General features: G+C 43.4%; 14 protein-coding genes. 3 read left to right on the top strand and 11 right to left on the bottom strand.

Features of this window, described 5'->3' with window-relative positions; genetic code table 11:
• Positions 1-726: 726 nt before the first annotated feature.
• Positions 727-1,440: a hypothetical protein gene (locus IP485_RS09400; RefSeq protein ID WP_194363961.1), complete on the top strand. Its 714-nt coding sequence runs from the start codon at positions 727-729 to the stop codon at positions 1,438-1,440.
• Positions 1,441-1,567: 127 nt separating this feature from the next.
• On the top strand, positions 1,568-2,308 hold the full coding sequence (locus IP485_RS09405) for an MHYT domain-containing protein (protein ID WP_197177304.1): 741 nt from the start codon (positions 1,568-1,570) through the stop codon (positions 2,306-2,308).
• A 126-nt stretch (positions 2,309-2,434) separates the two neighbouring features.
• On the opposite strand, the gene IP485_RS09410 is transcribed toward IP485_RS09405, so the two are convergent.
• Positions 2,435-3,574 (bottom strand): ATP-grasp domain-containing protein, encoded by a 1,140-nt coding sequence (locus IP485_RS09410; protein WP_198327018.1) that lies wholly within the window; start codon positions 3,572-3,574, stop codon positions 2,435-2,437.
• Between the two features lie 285 nt (positions 3,575-3,859).
• Between IP485_RS09410 and IP485_RS09415 the strand changes: the two genes are divergently transcribed.
• Complete coding sequence (locus IP485_RS09415) at positions 3,860-5,176, top strand: TerD family protein (protein ID WP_198327019.1); 1,317 nt, start codon at positions 3,860-3,862, stop codon at positions 5,174-5,176.
• A 125-nt stretch (positions 5,177-5,301) separates the two neighbouring features.
• On the opposite strand, the gene IP485_RS09420 is transcribed toward IP485_RS09415, so the two are convergent.
• The 10 genes from IP485_RS09420 to IP485_RS09465 form a co-directional block, all read right to left on the bottom strand.
• A complete protein-coding gene (locus tag IP485_RS09420; RefSeq protein WP_194363965.1) occupies positions 5,302-5,910 on the bottom strand; it encodes a TerD family protein in 609 nt (202 codons plus the stop codon).
• Positions 5,911-5,956: 46 nt separating this feature from the next.
• Complete coding sequence (locus tag IP485_RS09425) at positions 5,957-6,709, bottom strand: TIGR00266 family protein (protein ID WP_194363966.1); 753 nt, start codon at positions 6,707-6,709, stop codon at positions 5,957-5,959.
• A gap of 203 nt (positions 6,710-6,912) precedes the next feature.
• Positions 6,913-7,488 (bottom strand): TerD family protein, encoded by a 576-nt coding sequence (locus IP485_RS09430; protein ID WP_110922674.1) that lies wholly within the window; start codon positions 7,486-7,488, stop codon positions 6,913-6,915.
• Positions 7,489-7,963: 475 nt separating this feature from the next.
• Entirely contained in the window at positions 7,964-8,893 is a 930-nt protein-coding gene (locus IP485_RS09435) for a glutaminase (RefSeq protein ID WP_227669543.1), read from the bottom strand.
• 262 nt (positions 8,894-9,155) lie between these two features.
• The gene (locus IP485_RS09440) at positions 9,156-10,217 is read right to left on the bottom strand and encodes a DUF475 domain-containing protein (protein ID WP_197177301.1); all 1,062 of its coding nucleotides are present in this window, start codon (positions 10,215-10,217) and stop codon (positions 9,156-9,158) included.
• A 331-nt stretch (positions 10,218-10,548) separates the two neighbouring features.
• Positions 10,549-11,124 carry a TerD family protein gene (locus IP485_RS09445; RefSeq protein ID WP_194363968.1) on the bottom strand — a complete coding sequence of 192 codons (576 nt, stop codon included), beginning with the start codon at positions 11,122-11,124 and terminating at the stop codon, positions 10,549-10,551.
• A 246-nt stretch (positions 11,125-11,370) separates the two neighbouring features.
• A complete protein-coding gene (gene rlmKL, locus IP485_RS09450; RefSeq protein WP_198327020.1) occupies positions 11,371-13,677 on the bottom strand; it encodes a bifunctional 23S rRNA (guanine(2069)-N(7))-methyltransferase RlmK/23S rRNA (guanine(2445)-N(2))-methyltransferase RlmL in 2,307 nt (768 codons plus the stop codon).
• A gap of 150 nt (positions 13,678-13,827) precedes the next feature.
• Positions 13,828-15,012, bottom strand: coding sequence for a mechanosensitive ion channel family protein (locus IP485_RS09455; RefSeq protein ID WP_198327021.1), 1,185 nt, complete (start codon positions 15,010-15,012; stop codon positions 13,828-13,830).
• Positions 15,013-15,155: 143 nt separating this feature from the next.
• Positions 15,156-16,646, bottom strand: a complete 1,491-nt coding sequence (locus tag IP485_RS09460) for a dihydrolipoyl dehydrogenase (protein WP_198327022.1) — start codon at positions 16,644-16,646, stop codon at positions 15,156-15,158.
• 122 nt (positions 16,647-16,768) lie between these two features.
• On the bottom strand, positions 16,769-17,266 hold the full coding sequence (locus IP485_RS09465) for a peroxiredoxin (RefSeq protein ID WP_198327023.1): 498 nt from the start codon (positions 17,264-17,266) through the stop codon (positions 16,769-16,771).
• Positions 17,267-17,408 lie beyond the last annotated feature (142 nt).

The raw sequence follows: 17,408 nt of genomic DNA on the forward strand, positions 1-17,408 counted from the left end.
ATGAGAACATGGGTGAACATCATTGAGAAGGTCTATTTGGCTCTTGTAATTGGTTCCAATTTCAGATGCTCTATGGTTTGAGATTATATAAGCTTAAAGTGGTAAACACTAAGTAGGTAGTATAAAGTGAGTAGCCGTATGAATAAGCCGCGCAAAAAATCGCATAAATTTTTTACAATCTAAATTTCACATTATTTCGAGTTAACTAAGTAAACATTTTTTTACTAATTTACCACCTATCGGACAATGCAACCACCTATCGGACAATGTTTGGTAACATCTTGCTAGAAGGGACAAATCTAGCGATAATGTAGCCAATATCCACCACTGTTTAATGTTTTTATTGTCATCTTTGAGCAGTATGCGAACCAAGCTTTATCAGCCTCTTTAAGTATTGTGATTTTTTGCCAATTGATTTAACGACTGACCATATATTCGTTTAATAATAAAAACTACTGGCAAGAGTATGAATGGTCTTTTAGACGGTCAGTAATTATCGCATAGCTAGATTCAAAAACTATTGATAAAAATGTGTTCTACTTCGCAAATATAACAAATTTGATGTTCTCAAATACGGTGTTTCTAACAGTTATTAAATAATAACCCATATAAATAATAACTTATCTATCAAAACAACCTTAAAAACTTTGTCCATATTCATTATTTGGTCTATCGCAGTGGCTTAGTATACCTATGCTTAGCACTAATTTAGTAAAGGAGTGACCTTTGAAATTCTCTTGTGCACTAGAAACGTCTTCTGAACGCATTCGTTTGGTGAATGTTATCTCGCCACTTATTAAAGCCGGCTATCAACTGATTTCTCAGAAACAAGAGTCTTCCGAAAACGGTGGCAACATCATCCGTGTGGTTGCCAAAAGCCAAGAACCTAAGACGCAAGCAGATCTTATCGAAGACTTGTCTTCAATTGAGGGATGTACCCTCTTTAATCTAGAAATCGATGAAGACGATAATGCAGCTTCATCATCAGTACCAGCAAAAAAGGTGCTAGATGAAAAAAGCGTGTTGTCAGCCATTGGCGCCTATTATCCTAAAATCGCAGATATTGTCAGTCAGTATGAGGCCAGTTTGCCTGCTGATCGACGTATGACAGCATTACATGAGTTGGGACGTAAGGTTGGGGGCGGTATCTATCAACGTGACTATGCGCTTGGTAGTCCATTAAAGATGCCTAAGACGATCAGTCGTGAGCTTGTGCCAGCACTAAAAGGGCTTTCTAAAGTTAAAGCCAAAGACAATATCATCTATTTAATAAAATGCCCGTTCTGTAAGTCGTCAGATCATAATCACTCAGGATGTCATTTTGTTGTGGGCTATATAGAAGGCTTCTTGGCAAGCAATCCTGCCGTAGACATGATTCAGGTCGAAGAGACCAATTGCGGTGCTGGCAGTACCAATATTTGTGAATTTACCATCCGCTAAAAAATAAATCATAGACTCTTTAACGTCTATCAAAAATGAACGAGTGTGCAAGGTATCGCGGTGCGCCCCAAGCAGTATTGCTACGCTCAATTTTATTACGTTTTTATGGAATATATAAGGCAAAAAAATGATCGAAGTTGAATACAACCTACTACTGGTACTAGTCTCATACGCCATCGCAGTGTTTGGCTCTTATGTTGGCCTAAACCTTGCCATTCGAGTGCCGTCTGCAAAGCCGGGAACTGACCTATACTTTTGGGTTGCGCTATCTTCTATCGCGATTGGCGGTGCTATTTGGTCGATGCACTATATTGGTATGATGGCAGTTGATATGAAAATGCCGGTCACCTACGATCTAGGTTTGACCATTGTTTCAATGCTGCTAGCCGTTTGTTTTGTCGCGGTCGGTATCGTGATCGTTGGACGCGGTGAATCAAGCATTGGCAAGCTGTTAGGCGGTGGTGTTTTGGCTGGACTTGGAGTTGCAGCCATGCATTACACTGGTATGGCATCAATGCAAATGGACGCAACCATGTCGTACAACATACCACTTCTGATTGCCTCAATCGTTATCGCTATTGTGGCTGCGATTGCAGCGCTCTGGTTGGCATTCAATCTACGTGGCACGTTACAGCGTTTTGGTAGTGCGTTCATCATGGGTATTGCTGTTTGCGGTATGCATTACACTGGTATGGCGGCTATGGAAATGACGATGACGGATCATGTGATGTCTATGGACTACACACACGCAGGTGCCATCTCTTCATCGATTATGATTTTTATCGGCTCAGCGCTTGTATTAAGCTTACTATGGGTCATTGCCTCTAAAAATGCACCCAAGCAATCAAACCTTGTATTTGGTGAGTAGGTATCAGTGTTTGTTTTCTAATGATGTTAGCAAATGTTTAAAAAAAGGCTTTTAGATCATAATCTAAAAGCCTTTTTTGTGCCTGACAATATCAGTTATTCGTGAGGTGTATGCTCACTTATTTACCTACTCAGCAGCGTCTTCAATTTTGACGCTCATCATAATAGAGCGTACTTGGCAGGCTGTTATTTTCTGAATACTTGCGTCTAAGCTGGGTTTGTCTGTCAGGCCTAGCCAATAAGAAAAACCAGCTTGTGTCAAATCCAAACCGCTGTGAGAGGTATAGCCAATGCCGCCTGATGGTCGACTATTGATCTCAAGAACACGGTGTTGACCGTCATCGTCAGCTTTGGTTTGTACGCTGACAATACCATCACAGCCAAAGGCCTTAATTAATGGAATCACAACCTCCATAACAGAATGCTCATAGCCGATATGTTGGATTTTACCCGTTTTATGGCGTGTGATGGCGGCCAGTACTTCCCCATATTCGCAGACCACATCGATGGAGTATTCTTGTCCTGATAGGTAAGGCATCAACAGCATTGGAATAGGTCGCTCGTGTACCATTTGGCTGCTGGCGTAGGCATTCACAAACTGCGCGGTATTGATTTTTTTCTCTTCTGTGAAGTATAAGTGCTCAAAGCTATCGTAATGCTCGCCACATTCTTTACCGGAGTCTAATCGCCAAAATCCTTGTGCGAAAATCCCGACGACAGGTTTGACGCATAGAGGCTGATGCCCGTGCTCAGCCAGTAATGCTTCAAGCTCAGCGGTATTGTCAAAACGCCATGCATCCGCGACCGGAATATTATGCTGGTGACACTGCTGCATAAAGGCAAACTTATCATCGATTGACTCAAGGGCGGCGACGCTAGTAGCACCTGTCAACAAACGGATACCAGCCGCATTGAACTTTTCGCGGTGCGCTTCATAGTCAATGCCATTGCGCCCAGTCAGGAGTACTTTTACATTGTTCGTTTTGGCGTGCTCTAATACGAATTGCCAGCGTGGCATAACCGTCTCGCTTGTCTCTTGCGTATCATTCTCTATGGCAGCTTCAGACGGCTCGTAATACATCACGTCAGCAAATTCAAAAATCTCAGGTCTGTTATGACGGTGCGAAGCAATGACATCAAAAGGCTCGTCCGATTTACCCTTTAAGGCCTGTAAGCTCTCTAACATATCGCGCTGGCTGGATTGACCTTCAGCTAACCAAGCAGCGACTGGTGCCGAGTGCAAGCTATCGTTGGTAGGGTTGTTCATAATTTTCTCAGCATTATCATGGTTTATAGGGAATCGGGTCAGTTTATATGGTTATCGTAGCGCTAGTGGCAATATGTCAAAGCAAATTTTTAACAACAGACATTATATACAAATGGCACAGGTTATAAATGCCTCTGGCAAAATAGTCATCAGGATTTATACAAGTTTTTTTATGGCTTATAACGCAGTTGCTCGATTTAAAATTCTCATGATATCCATGCTACTATACAACGATAGTCAATCTAACAATCACAACGACATAATAAATAATACAGAGGATTTATGATGAGCCAAGCCCAACCTCAACCGTTAGTAGCAGGGGCTAATGCACCACTGCCGGCGGACAATATCAGCATTCGCATCTTAAGCCAAAACGCCATTGATTGTGCTGCGTATCGTCTGACAATAGATGGCAAAGTGCGCGGTGATGGGGACATGATATTTTATGGGCAGACACGCAGCGATGATGGCAGCGTCAGCTTTCGTGGTCATGACAGCGATGGGTTTTTTGATATCAATCTATCAGCACAGCCTGCGAGTATTGAAAAAGTCGCCCTAGCATTCTCCAGTGCGCAAACATTGGCGCAAGTCGGTGATGTGGATGTACAGGTATTGCAAGGCAGTCAGGTATTGATGACTTGTCAGCTCAGTGGCACAGGGCGTAATGAAAAAGCCATTATCTTGGCGGAATGTTATCGTCGGCAGGGCAGCTGGAAGTTTCGATTTATCGCTCAAGGGTTCGAGGGAGGGTTAAAACCTTTGTCTGAGCACTTCGGTGTTGAGATCGCTGATGACACGCCAGCCCAAAGCCAGCCACAGAGTCAAGCTCAAAACCAGCCACAGAGTCAAGCTCAAAACCAGTCACAGAGCCAGGCCCAACCTGTCAATACGCAGCGACCCATTAATACACAAAAAGCAGGTAGCACTGCTCAGGCGAGCACACCGCCGCCGATTCCTACTAGTCCTTCCATTAATCTTAGTAAAGTCACTTTAACCAAAAACCAATCTAGCATCAATCTGAAAAAGCGTGACGACTTTGGTAAAATCTCAGTCAATCTAAACTGGAATCAGCGACCGGATAGCGATAAGCCTACTGCCAAAAAAGGTATATTAGGCGATCTGTTTAAGCAGCATCAAGCAGGTGGTATCGATCTGGATATCGGTGCCATGATTCATCTAAAAAACGGTGAAAAAACGCTTATCCAAGCACTAGGCAATCGTTTTGGTAGCTTACCCTCTGCACCTTATGTTTGCTTGCGTGCTGATGATAGAACGGGGCAAGTCAGTGGTGGTGAGTGGCTCGATATCAATGGTCAGCAGTGGTCACAGATTGAGGAAGTGTTTATCTTTGCTTTCATTTACGAGGGCGCGCCGAATTGGGCGAAAACCGATGGGGTAGTGACCATTCATGTGCCCGAGCAACCACCGATTGAGACACGTCTGACGGAAGGTGCTGGTAACTTGCCGATGTGTGCTATTGCGCGCCTAGTCAATCAGCAAGGCAGTATCAATGTTGAACGTATCAATCAATACTATAAAGGTCATCAAGAAATGGACAAAGCATTTAACTGGGGCTTTAGCTGGAAGCGGGGCAGTAAGTAACAGTCGATTGTACCAATAGATAAAGTGTTATTGCTACAAACTGTCTATAGAAAACAGCCCGCCTATGAGTAATAGGCGGGCTGTTTTTTATAGGGTTTTACGCTATTTGCTATTATTCAAATAGTTTAGGCATGCGGTGTGATGGCCGGCATCAGGTCATGGAAGGTACGACCAGACGCAGTCTCACCAATGGCATGCATTTTCCATTCATTGTTATGACGATAGACTTTTGCCATGACCATAGCAGTATGTCCACCTTGTGCCGACAAATTATAACGTGCCACTTCGCTATTATTATTAGCATTAACGATACGGCAGAATGCGTTTTCTACGGTTTCAAACGTTTGACCCGTAAAGCTGTTGACCGTAAATACCAGTGAAACCACACTGGCAGGTACTTTTGAGAGATCAACATTAATGACTTCATCATCACCATCGCCATCACCAGTACGGTTATCACCTGTGTGAACGATGCTGCCATCTTTTGATTTAAGCTGACTGAACCAAATCGCATCGACGGCTTGTTTATTGGCATCGAACATGATGCATGAGGCGTCTAAGTCAATTGAATCACCGCCGCTACCGCCGCCGAACAGCTTGCCCAAAAACCCGCCTTTTTTGTTTTGTGGCCCTTGAGCAACGTCCCAGCCTAGACCCAATTTGACTTGAGTAAGCTCGCCGCCAGCTTCTTTGGTTAGGGATATTTTCTGACCCTTTTGTAGACTAACTGCCATGTGAGTGTCCTTATAATAATAGTGAGTAAAATCGTTCGAAAAAGTGCTATAAGATATTATTCAAAAAGCCGCCACCGCCGCCGCGTCCACCAGAGCTACTACCTAAAACGCTCTGTATCCAGCCTTGATAACTGTCACGATTACGCGAGCAAATGATGACTTTTCCGGTCCCTGAGAAATTTAAAACCATGCCTTCACCACTGGTGACGGAATTGATGATATTGCTCATGATGCCTTTTTTCTTACTGGTTGAAACGGACAGCTTGTACTCAAGGGTTGAATCCCAGCAGACGACATGACCATTATCAATAATGACGTCTTTGTCTGGTGTGACATCAATCTCAAACAGTGAACCAAACCCTGATACCACGACTTGACCTTGTCCTTGTGTCTGCATGACCATAAAGCCACCAGTATCACCAAATACTGCACCGCCTAGATTGCGCTGAATATTGGCTCTGATATCGACACCCGTCTGTGCCGCGACAAATGCACCATCGCTGAGTGTATATTGCTGCTTGCCGACATCGATGATTTGCATATCACCATCTAGCGTAGGTGCGAGCAGACAGTCACCTTCACCATGAGTCGCTTCAATCTGTTGTTGAAACAGGGACTCATCATTGGCAAAACGGCGCATCAAAGATTGCATCAGACCACCTTGCAACTTCCCTTTCAGCTCAAGATTGGACTCCATCATCACCATCGCATTGGCTTCACAATAGATTGAATCGCCTTTTTTGAGGTTGCAATGCAAAAAAGGTTCAATAGTACCAATTAAACTGAAGGTCGCTGCCATGGGCTTTACATCCTTATTCTAATATCTTTGGTTAATGCTTTTAGTGTATGTATCTCTACGTTCTCTATAATTTGTTATTGAGCGTCCAATTAAATTTAAAGCCATCAAATGCGTTAAAGGGGCACACTTGATGGCTTTTTAGATCATAACCAGACGTCTGGTTATGATAATTGGCTTGCTAAACGTTTACGTTGGATTAAACGTTAAACATTTACGCCATAAGAACCGGCTAATGGCCCAAGACCACCACTGAAGCCTTGACCAACGGCACGGAATTTCCAATCACCGCTATGACGATATAACTCACCAAAGATCATGGCCGTTTCAGTGCTGCCGTCTTCTGATAGGTCATAGCGTGCAATTTCACTACCGCCATTGTCATTGACGATACGGATATAAGCTTCGCCTACTTGACCAAAGTTTTGATTACGGGCTTGGCCTTCATAAATGATAGCGCAAAGTGCTACTTTATTAACGTCAGCTGGAATGCTCGCTAGGTTTACTTTGATCGCTTCATCATCACCATCACCCTCGCCAGTACGGTTGTCGCCTGTGTGCTCGACCGCGCCATTGTCTGACTTTAAGTTATTGAAAAAGATAAAGTCTTGATCGTTGCGAACCTTGCCTGCTTCATTGACCAAAAAGCCAATCGCATCTAAGTCAAACTCTTGACCGTCAGTGGCACGTGGATCCCAGCCTAGACCGACTGTTATATTGGTTAAACCTGGCGCTTCTTTTGATAAGTTTACGTTGCCGCCTTTCGTTAAGCTAATAGCCATACAAATATCCTTTGGATTAATAGTTAAGTGGATTGTGTTATAAAAAATTAAATAAAAGTTGTGCAGTGACTGATATATCAGGGCAAATAGCAAAAGACATACCTGTACGCCACGTCCTGCATATCATTACGTTTTACTATACTAAGCGTTTGCTCACTAAGCAAGGCGTATTTTGTGCGCTTACTATATGCTTACCAAGGGACATAGTTCTTGAGCATCTTTGATGGTTTTCAATCAACTTAGCAATAGTCGTTAAGGTATTGTTATGAAAACGTAAATTATTTGATGATTAAAAATGTTGGATAGAAACGCTTAGAGGTAGGGTGGGTAGCAGAGACGTATCACGACCAAATAGATGGCCTTAAACTAAAAAGGTCACACCAAATATATTGATATGACCTGTTATCAGCTTGTTAATTTTTAAAAGTAATACTGTGCCGAGTAATCAATCGAGCAAGGCATCTAGATTCTATCTCTAATCTCCAAAAACCGACCAGCCAGTTTCTTGTACAAATCGCTCTAATGCTCTTGTACCAAGCTTAGAGTTGCCTATATGATCCAGTCCTGGCGACCATACAGCGATTGAACCTTCGCCTGGTGCGATCGTTAAAATACCACCACCAACCCCACTTTTACCCGGTAGGCCGACACGATAAGCGAACTCACCAGAGCCATCGTAGTGACCACACATCATCATCAACGAATTAATCCGTCGAGAGCGCTGTGCATTAATCACCCTGACGCCTGTGTGCTCATTAATACCATTGGACACTAGATAAAGACCAGCTTGGGCCAGCTGTTGGCAATTCATCGCGATTGAGCATTGATGAAAATAAGTTCCCAATACTTTGTCCACGTCATGCTTTAGACGACCAAAGGATTTCATGAAATAGGCGAGCGACGCATTTCGATCTTTATGCGCCATTTCGGACGCTGCTACCTTGTGATCAAAACTGATCGAATCATCATCAGCAATAAAACGAACAAATTGTAGTATCTCACCCAATGTCTCTTTTGGCTCATGTCCCATCATAATCGCATCTACCACTGCAATGGCACCCGCATTGATAAAGGGATTACGTGGTCTGCCAGATTCATGCTCTAGCATCATGATTGAGTTAAAAGGGTCGCCGGATGGCTCGCGGCCAACGTGTGTCCAGAGCGCATTACCCAACTTACCAAGGCCAATGGTCAAGGTAAAGACCTTAGAGATACTTTGGATCGAAAACAGTGTACTAGCATCACCTGCTGTATAGACCTGCCCATCTGGTGTCGCAACAGCAATCCCAAACTGGTTCGGATCGACATGGGCCAGTTGCGGAATGTAGTCCGCCACTTTTCCGCGGTCTGTTTCATTTGCCATCTCTGTAGCAATATCATCAAGAATTTTTTGTATATTAATCATGTATTCGTATTTTTGAAGTGTTGTTAGAGGGTGGGGATTTTAACTGAATAAAAGGGGATAGTAATCATCGAATTGTATTTTAATGATGGGTCAGTATCATATACCTATGAATGCCTCATATATTTATAACTTGTCGCTTTAACTAGGGGCCTGTTTAAATATCAAACAGGTCCTAGGGTATAAAAAAAGCAGGTCACATCTGATGATATGACCTGCTCATAACTATGATTGGATATAGAAGACGTAATACTGACGGTGTTTTTTAAGTCAGTTTTGCAGCTTCAGCTTTACGATGCTGTAGTGACGCTAGTAGCGCCCAGCCAATAAAGGCAATACCAATCAAACCAGTAATCACTTCTGGTACATGGAACTTCACAGACAGCAACATGATGAGTGCCAATGCACCGATGGCATAATGCGCGCCATGCTCAAGATAAATGAACTCGTCAAGCGTGCCTTTGTCTACTAAGAAAATAGTCATCGAACGTACGAACATCGCACCAATTGCTAGACCCAGCATGATGACAATGACGTCATTGGTAATCGCAAATGCGCCAATCACACCATCGAAACTGAATGAAGCATCTAGAACTTCTAAGTATAAGAAACCAATGATACCGCCTTTCATGATAGCACTGGTCGCAGCTGCGCCATTTCCTTCGTTTTCTAGGTCTTCTTCGAGATCACCTTCAAGCATGCCAGATACGACCTGTACACCAAGGTAAACTAAGATACCCCAAACACCAGCGATTAAGACAGCACTTGATTGTTCAGCACTGGCCCACGATACCGCGATCATCAAGACAATAAGGGCTACAAATACGCTCATGGCATCGACTTTACCTAGCTTGGCTAAACGGCTTTCCAACCAGTCAAACCAATGCACTTCTTTATCATCAAAGATAAAGTTTAAGAAAACCAGCAATAAGAAAATACCACCAAATGCTGAGATTTCAGCATGGTGTGCCATTAGTCTTGCTGAGTATTCTTTAGGATCGTTCAATGCCAAATCTATCACTTGCATCATACCAAGGTCGGCAGTAACAGCGACGATGACAATAGGGAAGACCAATCGCATACCAAATACGGCAATTAAGATACCGACCGTTAAAAATATCTTTTTCCAAAATTCATCCCAGCCCTTAAGGACTGAGGCATTGACCACCGCATTATCAAAGGATAACGAAATCTCCATGACGGCCAAAATAGCAGTAATGGATAGCGTGGTTATCATTCCACCCATACCGCCATGTGAATATCCCCACCATGCCGCTACTGCTAAGGCAATCGCGGTGAAGATAAAGTCTAAATAAAAATGTCTCATGACACATCCTGTCTGGTTGCGTAAAGCTAAGGCCGGTCTATTATAGACACAAGCTACAAAAAGTGGCTATGGTGAATCCACTACAAAAGAGCGACAGCATCGACCTTGCTTAAGGTAAGACTTATACCCTAGCACCCGATTGCTGTAACGCTCTTTTACATTGAATCAACGATATTACTAACCGCTTTTTAGGCATAATTTTAAACGAAACGTAGCGCATTACTAGTCATTTGGACATTAAAATTGTGACTATTTGCAACGGTACAGCCGCGACGTTTTAGATGTGATAATTGTGGTATGTAGAAGTCCAATTATCACAAAAAACAGTGCCTTAGATATCAACACCGTACTGCTGACACATTGCTTGCAACCCACCTGAATATCCTTGACCCACTGCACGGAATTTCCACTCTCCATTGTGACGATATACTTCACCAAATACCATGGCAGTCTCGACAGAGTAATCTTCTGCCAGATCAAAACGCACGACTTCAGTACCTGTCTCTTCATTGACGACACGGATAAAGGCATTAGCTACTTGACCAAAGTTTTGGCTACGCGCTGCCGCATCATGAATAGTCACGGTGACGACAATTTTGTCGACATCAGCAGGTACTTGGGTGAGATTTACCTTAACCAGTTCATCATCACCATCACCTTCGCCAGTACGGTTGTCACCAGTATGCTCGACCGCGCCGTTATCAGATTTAAGCTGATTATAGAAGATAAAGTCATGATCACCGCGTACTTTACCTGCGCCACTTAGCAAGAAAACACTGGCATCAAGATCAAATTCAGCACCAGAAGTCGCGCGCTCATCCCAACCCAGTCCAATCAGCAGCTTGGTTAGATTTGGATCTGTTTTGGTTAGCGATAAATTACCGCCTTTATTAAGTGATAAAGCCATGATGTTATCCTTGTTATTAGATATTGGAGGTTTTGTTAAATAAAAGGCGATAGGTTTACGCTATAACTGCGTAAATCCATCGCCTAGTAATGCTCTATCATAACAACAAAAAATGACCCAATCAAAGCCGATTGGGTCATTATTGTATTTCATCGTCATTGGGCAAAAAACCCAAATTTTGAGAAGCTAGACTGCTGAGATGAATTTCTCTATTTGTCTAGCACTCTTGTATCGATAAGCGCTTGATTACAGGCTTTGACGGTGACGAATCTCAAAACTTTGATGGATTGGTTTTTTGATATTAAAATCAAAACCAATCGTTTTTTGGGTAATATCAACGATATCGTAGCGTTCGATCAACTGCTCATCTAGCTCAAAGCGCGTAAAGTTGTTAGAGAAATACAGAACACCATCTGACGTTAGACGATTCATTGCACGGTTGATGATGGCAGCATGGTCACGCTGTACATCAAAAGTACCTTGAAACTTCTTAGAGTTTGAGAAAGTCGGTGGATCAATAAAAATAATATCGAACTGCTCGGTATTTTCTTTGATCCATTCAAAAATATCCGCCGCGACGAATTGATATTTATTGCGGCTGACATCTAGGCCATTGAGCACAAAGTTTTGCTTGCCCCAGTCTAGATAGTTCTGTGACAAATCAACGCTGGTTACTTTTTTGGCACCAGCAAGGGCCGCATGCACACTCGCCGTACAAGTATAAGCAAATAGGTTCAATACCGACTTAGCGCGACTATTGTCTTTAATGCGAGCACGCATATTACGATGGTCAATGAACAGACCTGTATCTAAGTAATCGGTAAAGTTGACGTAGAAATACGCACCGTCTTCACGCGCGACATGAAATTTGCCACGTTTTTCAGTGGTATTCTGCTTGCTATACTGATCGTTACCAGACTGGCGAGCACGCGTTTTGATAAAGATTTGTTCACGGTTAATACCGAACACTTCACGAATGCCCATCAATGCCAAATTAAAACGTTTTTTGGCAGTTTCAGGTGGAATGGTCTTTGGTGGCGCGTACTCTTGTACATGAGCGTAATCACCATATAAATCAATCGCAACCTTAAAATCAGGTAAGTCAGCATCATAAACACGAATGTTGCTGACATTGTCTTTTTTGGCCAGTTTTTTCAGCTTGGCAAGGTTTTTTTGTAGACGGTTGATAAAGTCTTGTCCATCTTCTACGTCGATCTCGTTCTTCTCGAAGCGACTAACGAGGTTGCCCGTTTGCCCAGCGATAAGCGTTCCGTAGCGGAAATAGACGGTGATAGCACCATTATGACAACGCAACGTCTTTGGTTCTTTAATCGGTAGAATATCTACTTGTTCGACATGAGAGGCCAATATGCCAAGCATAGGGTCAATGCCACTACCAGCAAAGCTGTCTTGCAAGATAAGACCAATCGCTTGATACAATGGTTTGATCATTTCCTCATCACCTAAACGCTCTCCATAAGGTGGGTTAGTGATGACTAAAGGATTGCTCAATCGACCATCACTCACCAAGGGTTTGAGCACACCACTGAGTTGGTCAAGCGCACGATGTTCGATATCGAGTAGCGGTAGTAGGTCTTGCAGGCCTGCTGCAATAAGGTTTTTTTCTGTGGCGATAATCGCGCCATTATCAGCATCAAAGCCCAACATAAGCGGCAGAGTATCAGGTTGCTCATTGGCAATCTCTAATGCATCACGAAAACGCGTTTGAGCATCATCGATCATCTCTTGCCATAGCACATCATCATGATGCTGCCATTGGTAAAAGCCAAATTGATTGGCAGCTTTGTCGATACCTACAGCATAGTCGCAATGCATCAGTAGGGCTTCGATGAGGAATGTTCCAGAGCCACACATCGGATCGATCAGCGCATTATAGTAAGGCGCATCGCCTGCTTCGTTTCTCTTGTGCCAGCCTGCGCTATAGAGTAGGGCGGCCGCCAAGTTTTCTTTTAATGGCGCTTCTGTCATGGCCACGCGATAACCACGGCGATGCAAACTGGTACCTGATAAATCTAAATATAGCTCGGCTTGCTTGTCGTTGATCGTCGCAAAAATAGAGAAGTCTGGGTTTTTACTATCGACGTTCGGGCGGCTGTCGTAAACTTCGTTAAACGTATCGGCAATCGCATCTTTAATACGTAGCATGGCAAACTGCTGACTGACGGCGACACGCTTATCGACAGATAGACGGATGGCAAAGGTCTGCTCTAAGCTGAATTGCTCAGTCCAATTAACTGATTTTGCCAAACCATAAAGTTGCTCTGCCACGTCATATTCAGCATTGATATTTTTACGTTTAATCAGCATCAAGACCCGTGAGGCCACACGTGACCACAAGCAAATCTTATATAGAACACGCAAGTCTCCAGTCACGGCTAGACGGCCTGTGCTTTTGATTTCGCTATCAATGCCAAAACTGGTCAGCTCAGTCTGCAGTGGTGCCTCAAGCCCATCGGCACAGGTAATAATAAGGTCAAGCGACAACGCTGGTGAAGCTGCTGTTGGAGATGCGGGCGCGGTTTGTTCGGTCATACGGGTACCTGTGGGCTAAATTGACAAAAAAGCAAATAATGAGATAAACGGTGTAACCGGTAATTTTACCATAATTCACGGTAGGATGGTTCAAAGTGGCCGTGTTTAAGATTTTAAGATGCGATAGCCTAATAATCAGAAATAGCGTCTCTACTTGTCTTTTGCTAGCGGTAACTCATCTGTTACGATTTGAGTAGTGGTTGCGAAAGGTTTGGTGGCGATAGGGTAGTCGACATCCTTTGGCATCAGTAGCCGCATATGGGGATAGGGCGTAGAGATACTGGCCGCATCAAATGCAATCTTTATTTCTTCCTGCAATACTTCTTTAATTTTGGGTATACGGGCAACGGCTGCTGGTTTGACCCAAAAACGTACGATAAAAAATACGCCATATTCTCCAATTTCTGCCACGGTTGCTGAGGTCTCAGGACGATTAAGCACCGCGTCAGTATCGCTGAGCACTTGCAAAATCTCATTACGAGCCGTTTCGATATCATCTTCGAAGGCAATGCGCACACGAATATCAAAACGTATAAAGTTTTTGGACGTCAGATTAATGACCTCAGAGGAGGCAACGTTGGAGTTTGGGATAATGACAGTGATGTTGTCTCGAGTGAGGATATGAGTAGTGCGCAGAGCGATAAGTACCACGCGCCCCTCATTGTCATTGATATGAATCCAATCACCGACCTGAAAGGACTGCTCAAGCAAAATGGTAATACCAGCGATAAAATTGGCAAGGGTTGATTGAGCGGCGAAACCCACTGCCAAACCAACAATACCCAAACCTGCGACTAAGGATACGATGTCAAAGCCAAATTGTGCCATGACGCTGGCTAGCCCAAGTACTAACAGGAGTACAGACAAAATGTTCTTGAGTAGCTGCTCTATTGAAGCATTGAGGCCATAGTGCTGTAGGACTTTGTGAATAATTTGTCCTGATGAAGCCCACAGTACGTAATAGATGCCTGCCCAAGTGCTGGCTTTGGCTGTGGCCTTAATGGTTTCTGGTTCAAAGTTTATCTGACTCATGATAGCGATTAAGCTGGCCACAATCCAAATGTAGCGTAGTATTGAGCGGGCGATCTTAGTACGGCGCTCGTTTAGGCGAATTTTTGCCCGACTGTGTTTGAGGATATAGTTGGCCAACCAATAAAAAAATCCCAATACAGCAAGCAGTATCAGGATCTTAATGCCAGTACTGGCCAGCTCTACCGCTTGAGAGGACCAGTTCATCGATTCTTCATCTATAGAACCACCAAGAGACAGATATAAACTGGTGTGCAAATCGCGAATGATTTCGCTAAAAAAGTCAGTAATACTAGCGATTGCCATGTTTGCATCCAGGTAAGCGGTGTTTACACAAATTGATTGGTACGAACAGTTTAATCATAAACAACCTCAAGTTATCATTGCAATGATTGCGTCAAAATAAGCATGACAACTTGAGTATGCAAATATTACTTAGTATTTATCTGCTAGGAATTATCTTCCTGAGCGTCTTGAGACTGAAAAGGTATCTCCATTTTATATTGGACGTCACGTAATGCTGTACGTAGACCCTCTAGTATCGTTGGGTGATAAAAAGGCGTATCGAGCAGCGCCTTAACACACAAGTCATTGGTGATGGCAGTTGCAATAATATGTCCGATGTATTCGGCATCAGGACCTACCATGCTAGCCCCTAAGATTCTGTCGGTTTTTTTGCAGCCATAAATGTGCAACAATCCACAATTGACGCCCATCACGCGACTACGTCCTTGATTGTCAAAGCTGGCACTGCCAATGACAAACTCTAAGCTTGAGTCCTGCTGGATATCTGGCAAAGATCTGCCAATATTGACGATTTGAGGTGAACAAAACACAATAGAAAAAGGAGTAGCAGGCGGCCTGATATAGGCAGCTTCTGTGTTCTCACAGACCATATTGCCTGCACTATAGCCCTCATCGCTCGCCACATGTAATAATGGAATGTTGGTATTGGCATCACCAACGATATATACGTTTAAGTCGCCAATTTGACCTGTCTCTTTACTTAAGTCTTTTGGGCGGTTCTTATCGTCTAGCTCGACGCCTAAGTTTTCGATACCTAACTGCTTAATATTGTTGCGACGACCAGTAGCCACTAAGACATATTCACCTTGCCATTGCTGAGACTCACCAGCACTGTCTTCATACTCAACGAAGGCACTTTTATTACCTTCATTCTTCTTTGTGCCAACATCGGTAATCTTACTGCCCAAGTGCATGGTCAGCTCGTGACTGAGGCAGTCGATGGCTTTGTTATTGATGTCATCATCTTTGAGCCCAGCGACGCGCTTGGCACGATTGAATATTGTGACTTCCACACCCAACCGCGTAAATGCCTGTGCAAGCTCCAAACCAATTGCCCCAGCACCGATGACGGCCATGGATTTTGGTAAGTCTGGAAGCTCAAATACCGTGTCAGAGGTCAGCATAGTATCACCAAGCTTGTCCGCCCAACCCTCTGGCATAAATGGCGAGCTGCCTGTGGCGACGATGATTTGCTCAGCTTCAATCAGCTCGTCATTGACTTCGATTAAACCTTGCTTATTAATATGAGCACGACCAGCGATTTTTTTGTGATCAGGCCAGCTATCTACCTGTTTTTTGATATAGCTGGCAAAATGATTGCGTTCATCACGCACGCGTCCCATCACTTGCTTACCGTCGATTTTTGCTGTTGCATGAATACCAAACTCACTAGAATTATTGGCATCGTGTGCACGATCAGCCGCTGCAATCAGTAGCTTGCTTGGCATACAGCCCACAGCGATACAAGTAGTGGTCCAAAAACCTTCATTAATAATAACGACATCGTCTTTGATTTTGCTTGCTTGGCGAAATGCATTTTGACCAGCAGTACCAGCACCGATAACGGCAACAGATACTTTGCGCGTGATTTTTTGCTGCGTATCGTCAGTAGTAGTGCTAGGTTGTTTGTTCATATTATTCTCTAATAGGGGAAGGATTATAGTCAGTAATAGACTGAGTTCTTAGCTTATATTTTTTATGGTTTTGATGACGGATACTGATTTAGTGATAGAGCTAATAACCAAGGCGCCAATAATTAAGGCGCCAATATGGCTAGTAAACGACTGGTATAGTCTTTGGCACGTAGGTTGCGCTGTGCATGAGTCAATGTGCCATCTTTATCAAATACGAATGCCGAACGGACCAGTCCCAAGCTAACCTTGCCATACATGTTTTTTTCTTTGATTACCTCAAAGTGCTGACAGAGCGTTTCATCAGTGTCACTAATGAGCGGAATTTGTAAGTCATACTTGTCGATGAATTTTTTGTGAGACTCAACACTGTCACGAGAGACGCCAACAATGTCGTAGCCTAACTCATCAAAATCATGAAGATGAGCGGTAAATTCTGTTGCCTGTGTGGTGCAGCCCGGTGTGTTGTCTTTTGGGTAAAAATAGAGAATAAGACCTTTATTCGTATTGGCGACCATCTCTTTTAAGCTGATATCATCGTGAATAAAACTGCCAGCAATCTTGCGTACAATGCTCACTGGAAAATCAGGTAGGTGAAGGGTTTCCGTCGTTGGCTTAGCCATGGTAAAGTCCTTGTTAATTTTGGTGTTATTGGTTTTAGTATTATTGATAGTGTGCTTATTATAGGCAGATTAATAGCAATAAATAATCACTTTTACATTTTGCGCATTCATTGACAACAAAAAAGACTGGCAATGGCCAGTC

This window comes from Psychrobacter sp. NG27, assembly GCF_016106655.1.
GTDB lineage: Bacteria > Pseudomonadota > Gammaproteobacteria > Pseudomonadales > Moraxellaceae > Psychrobacter.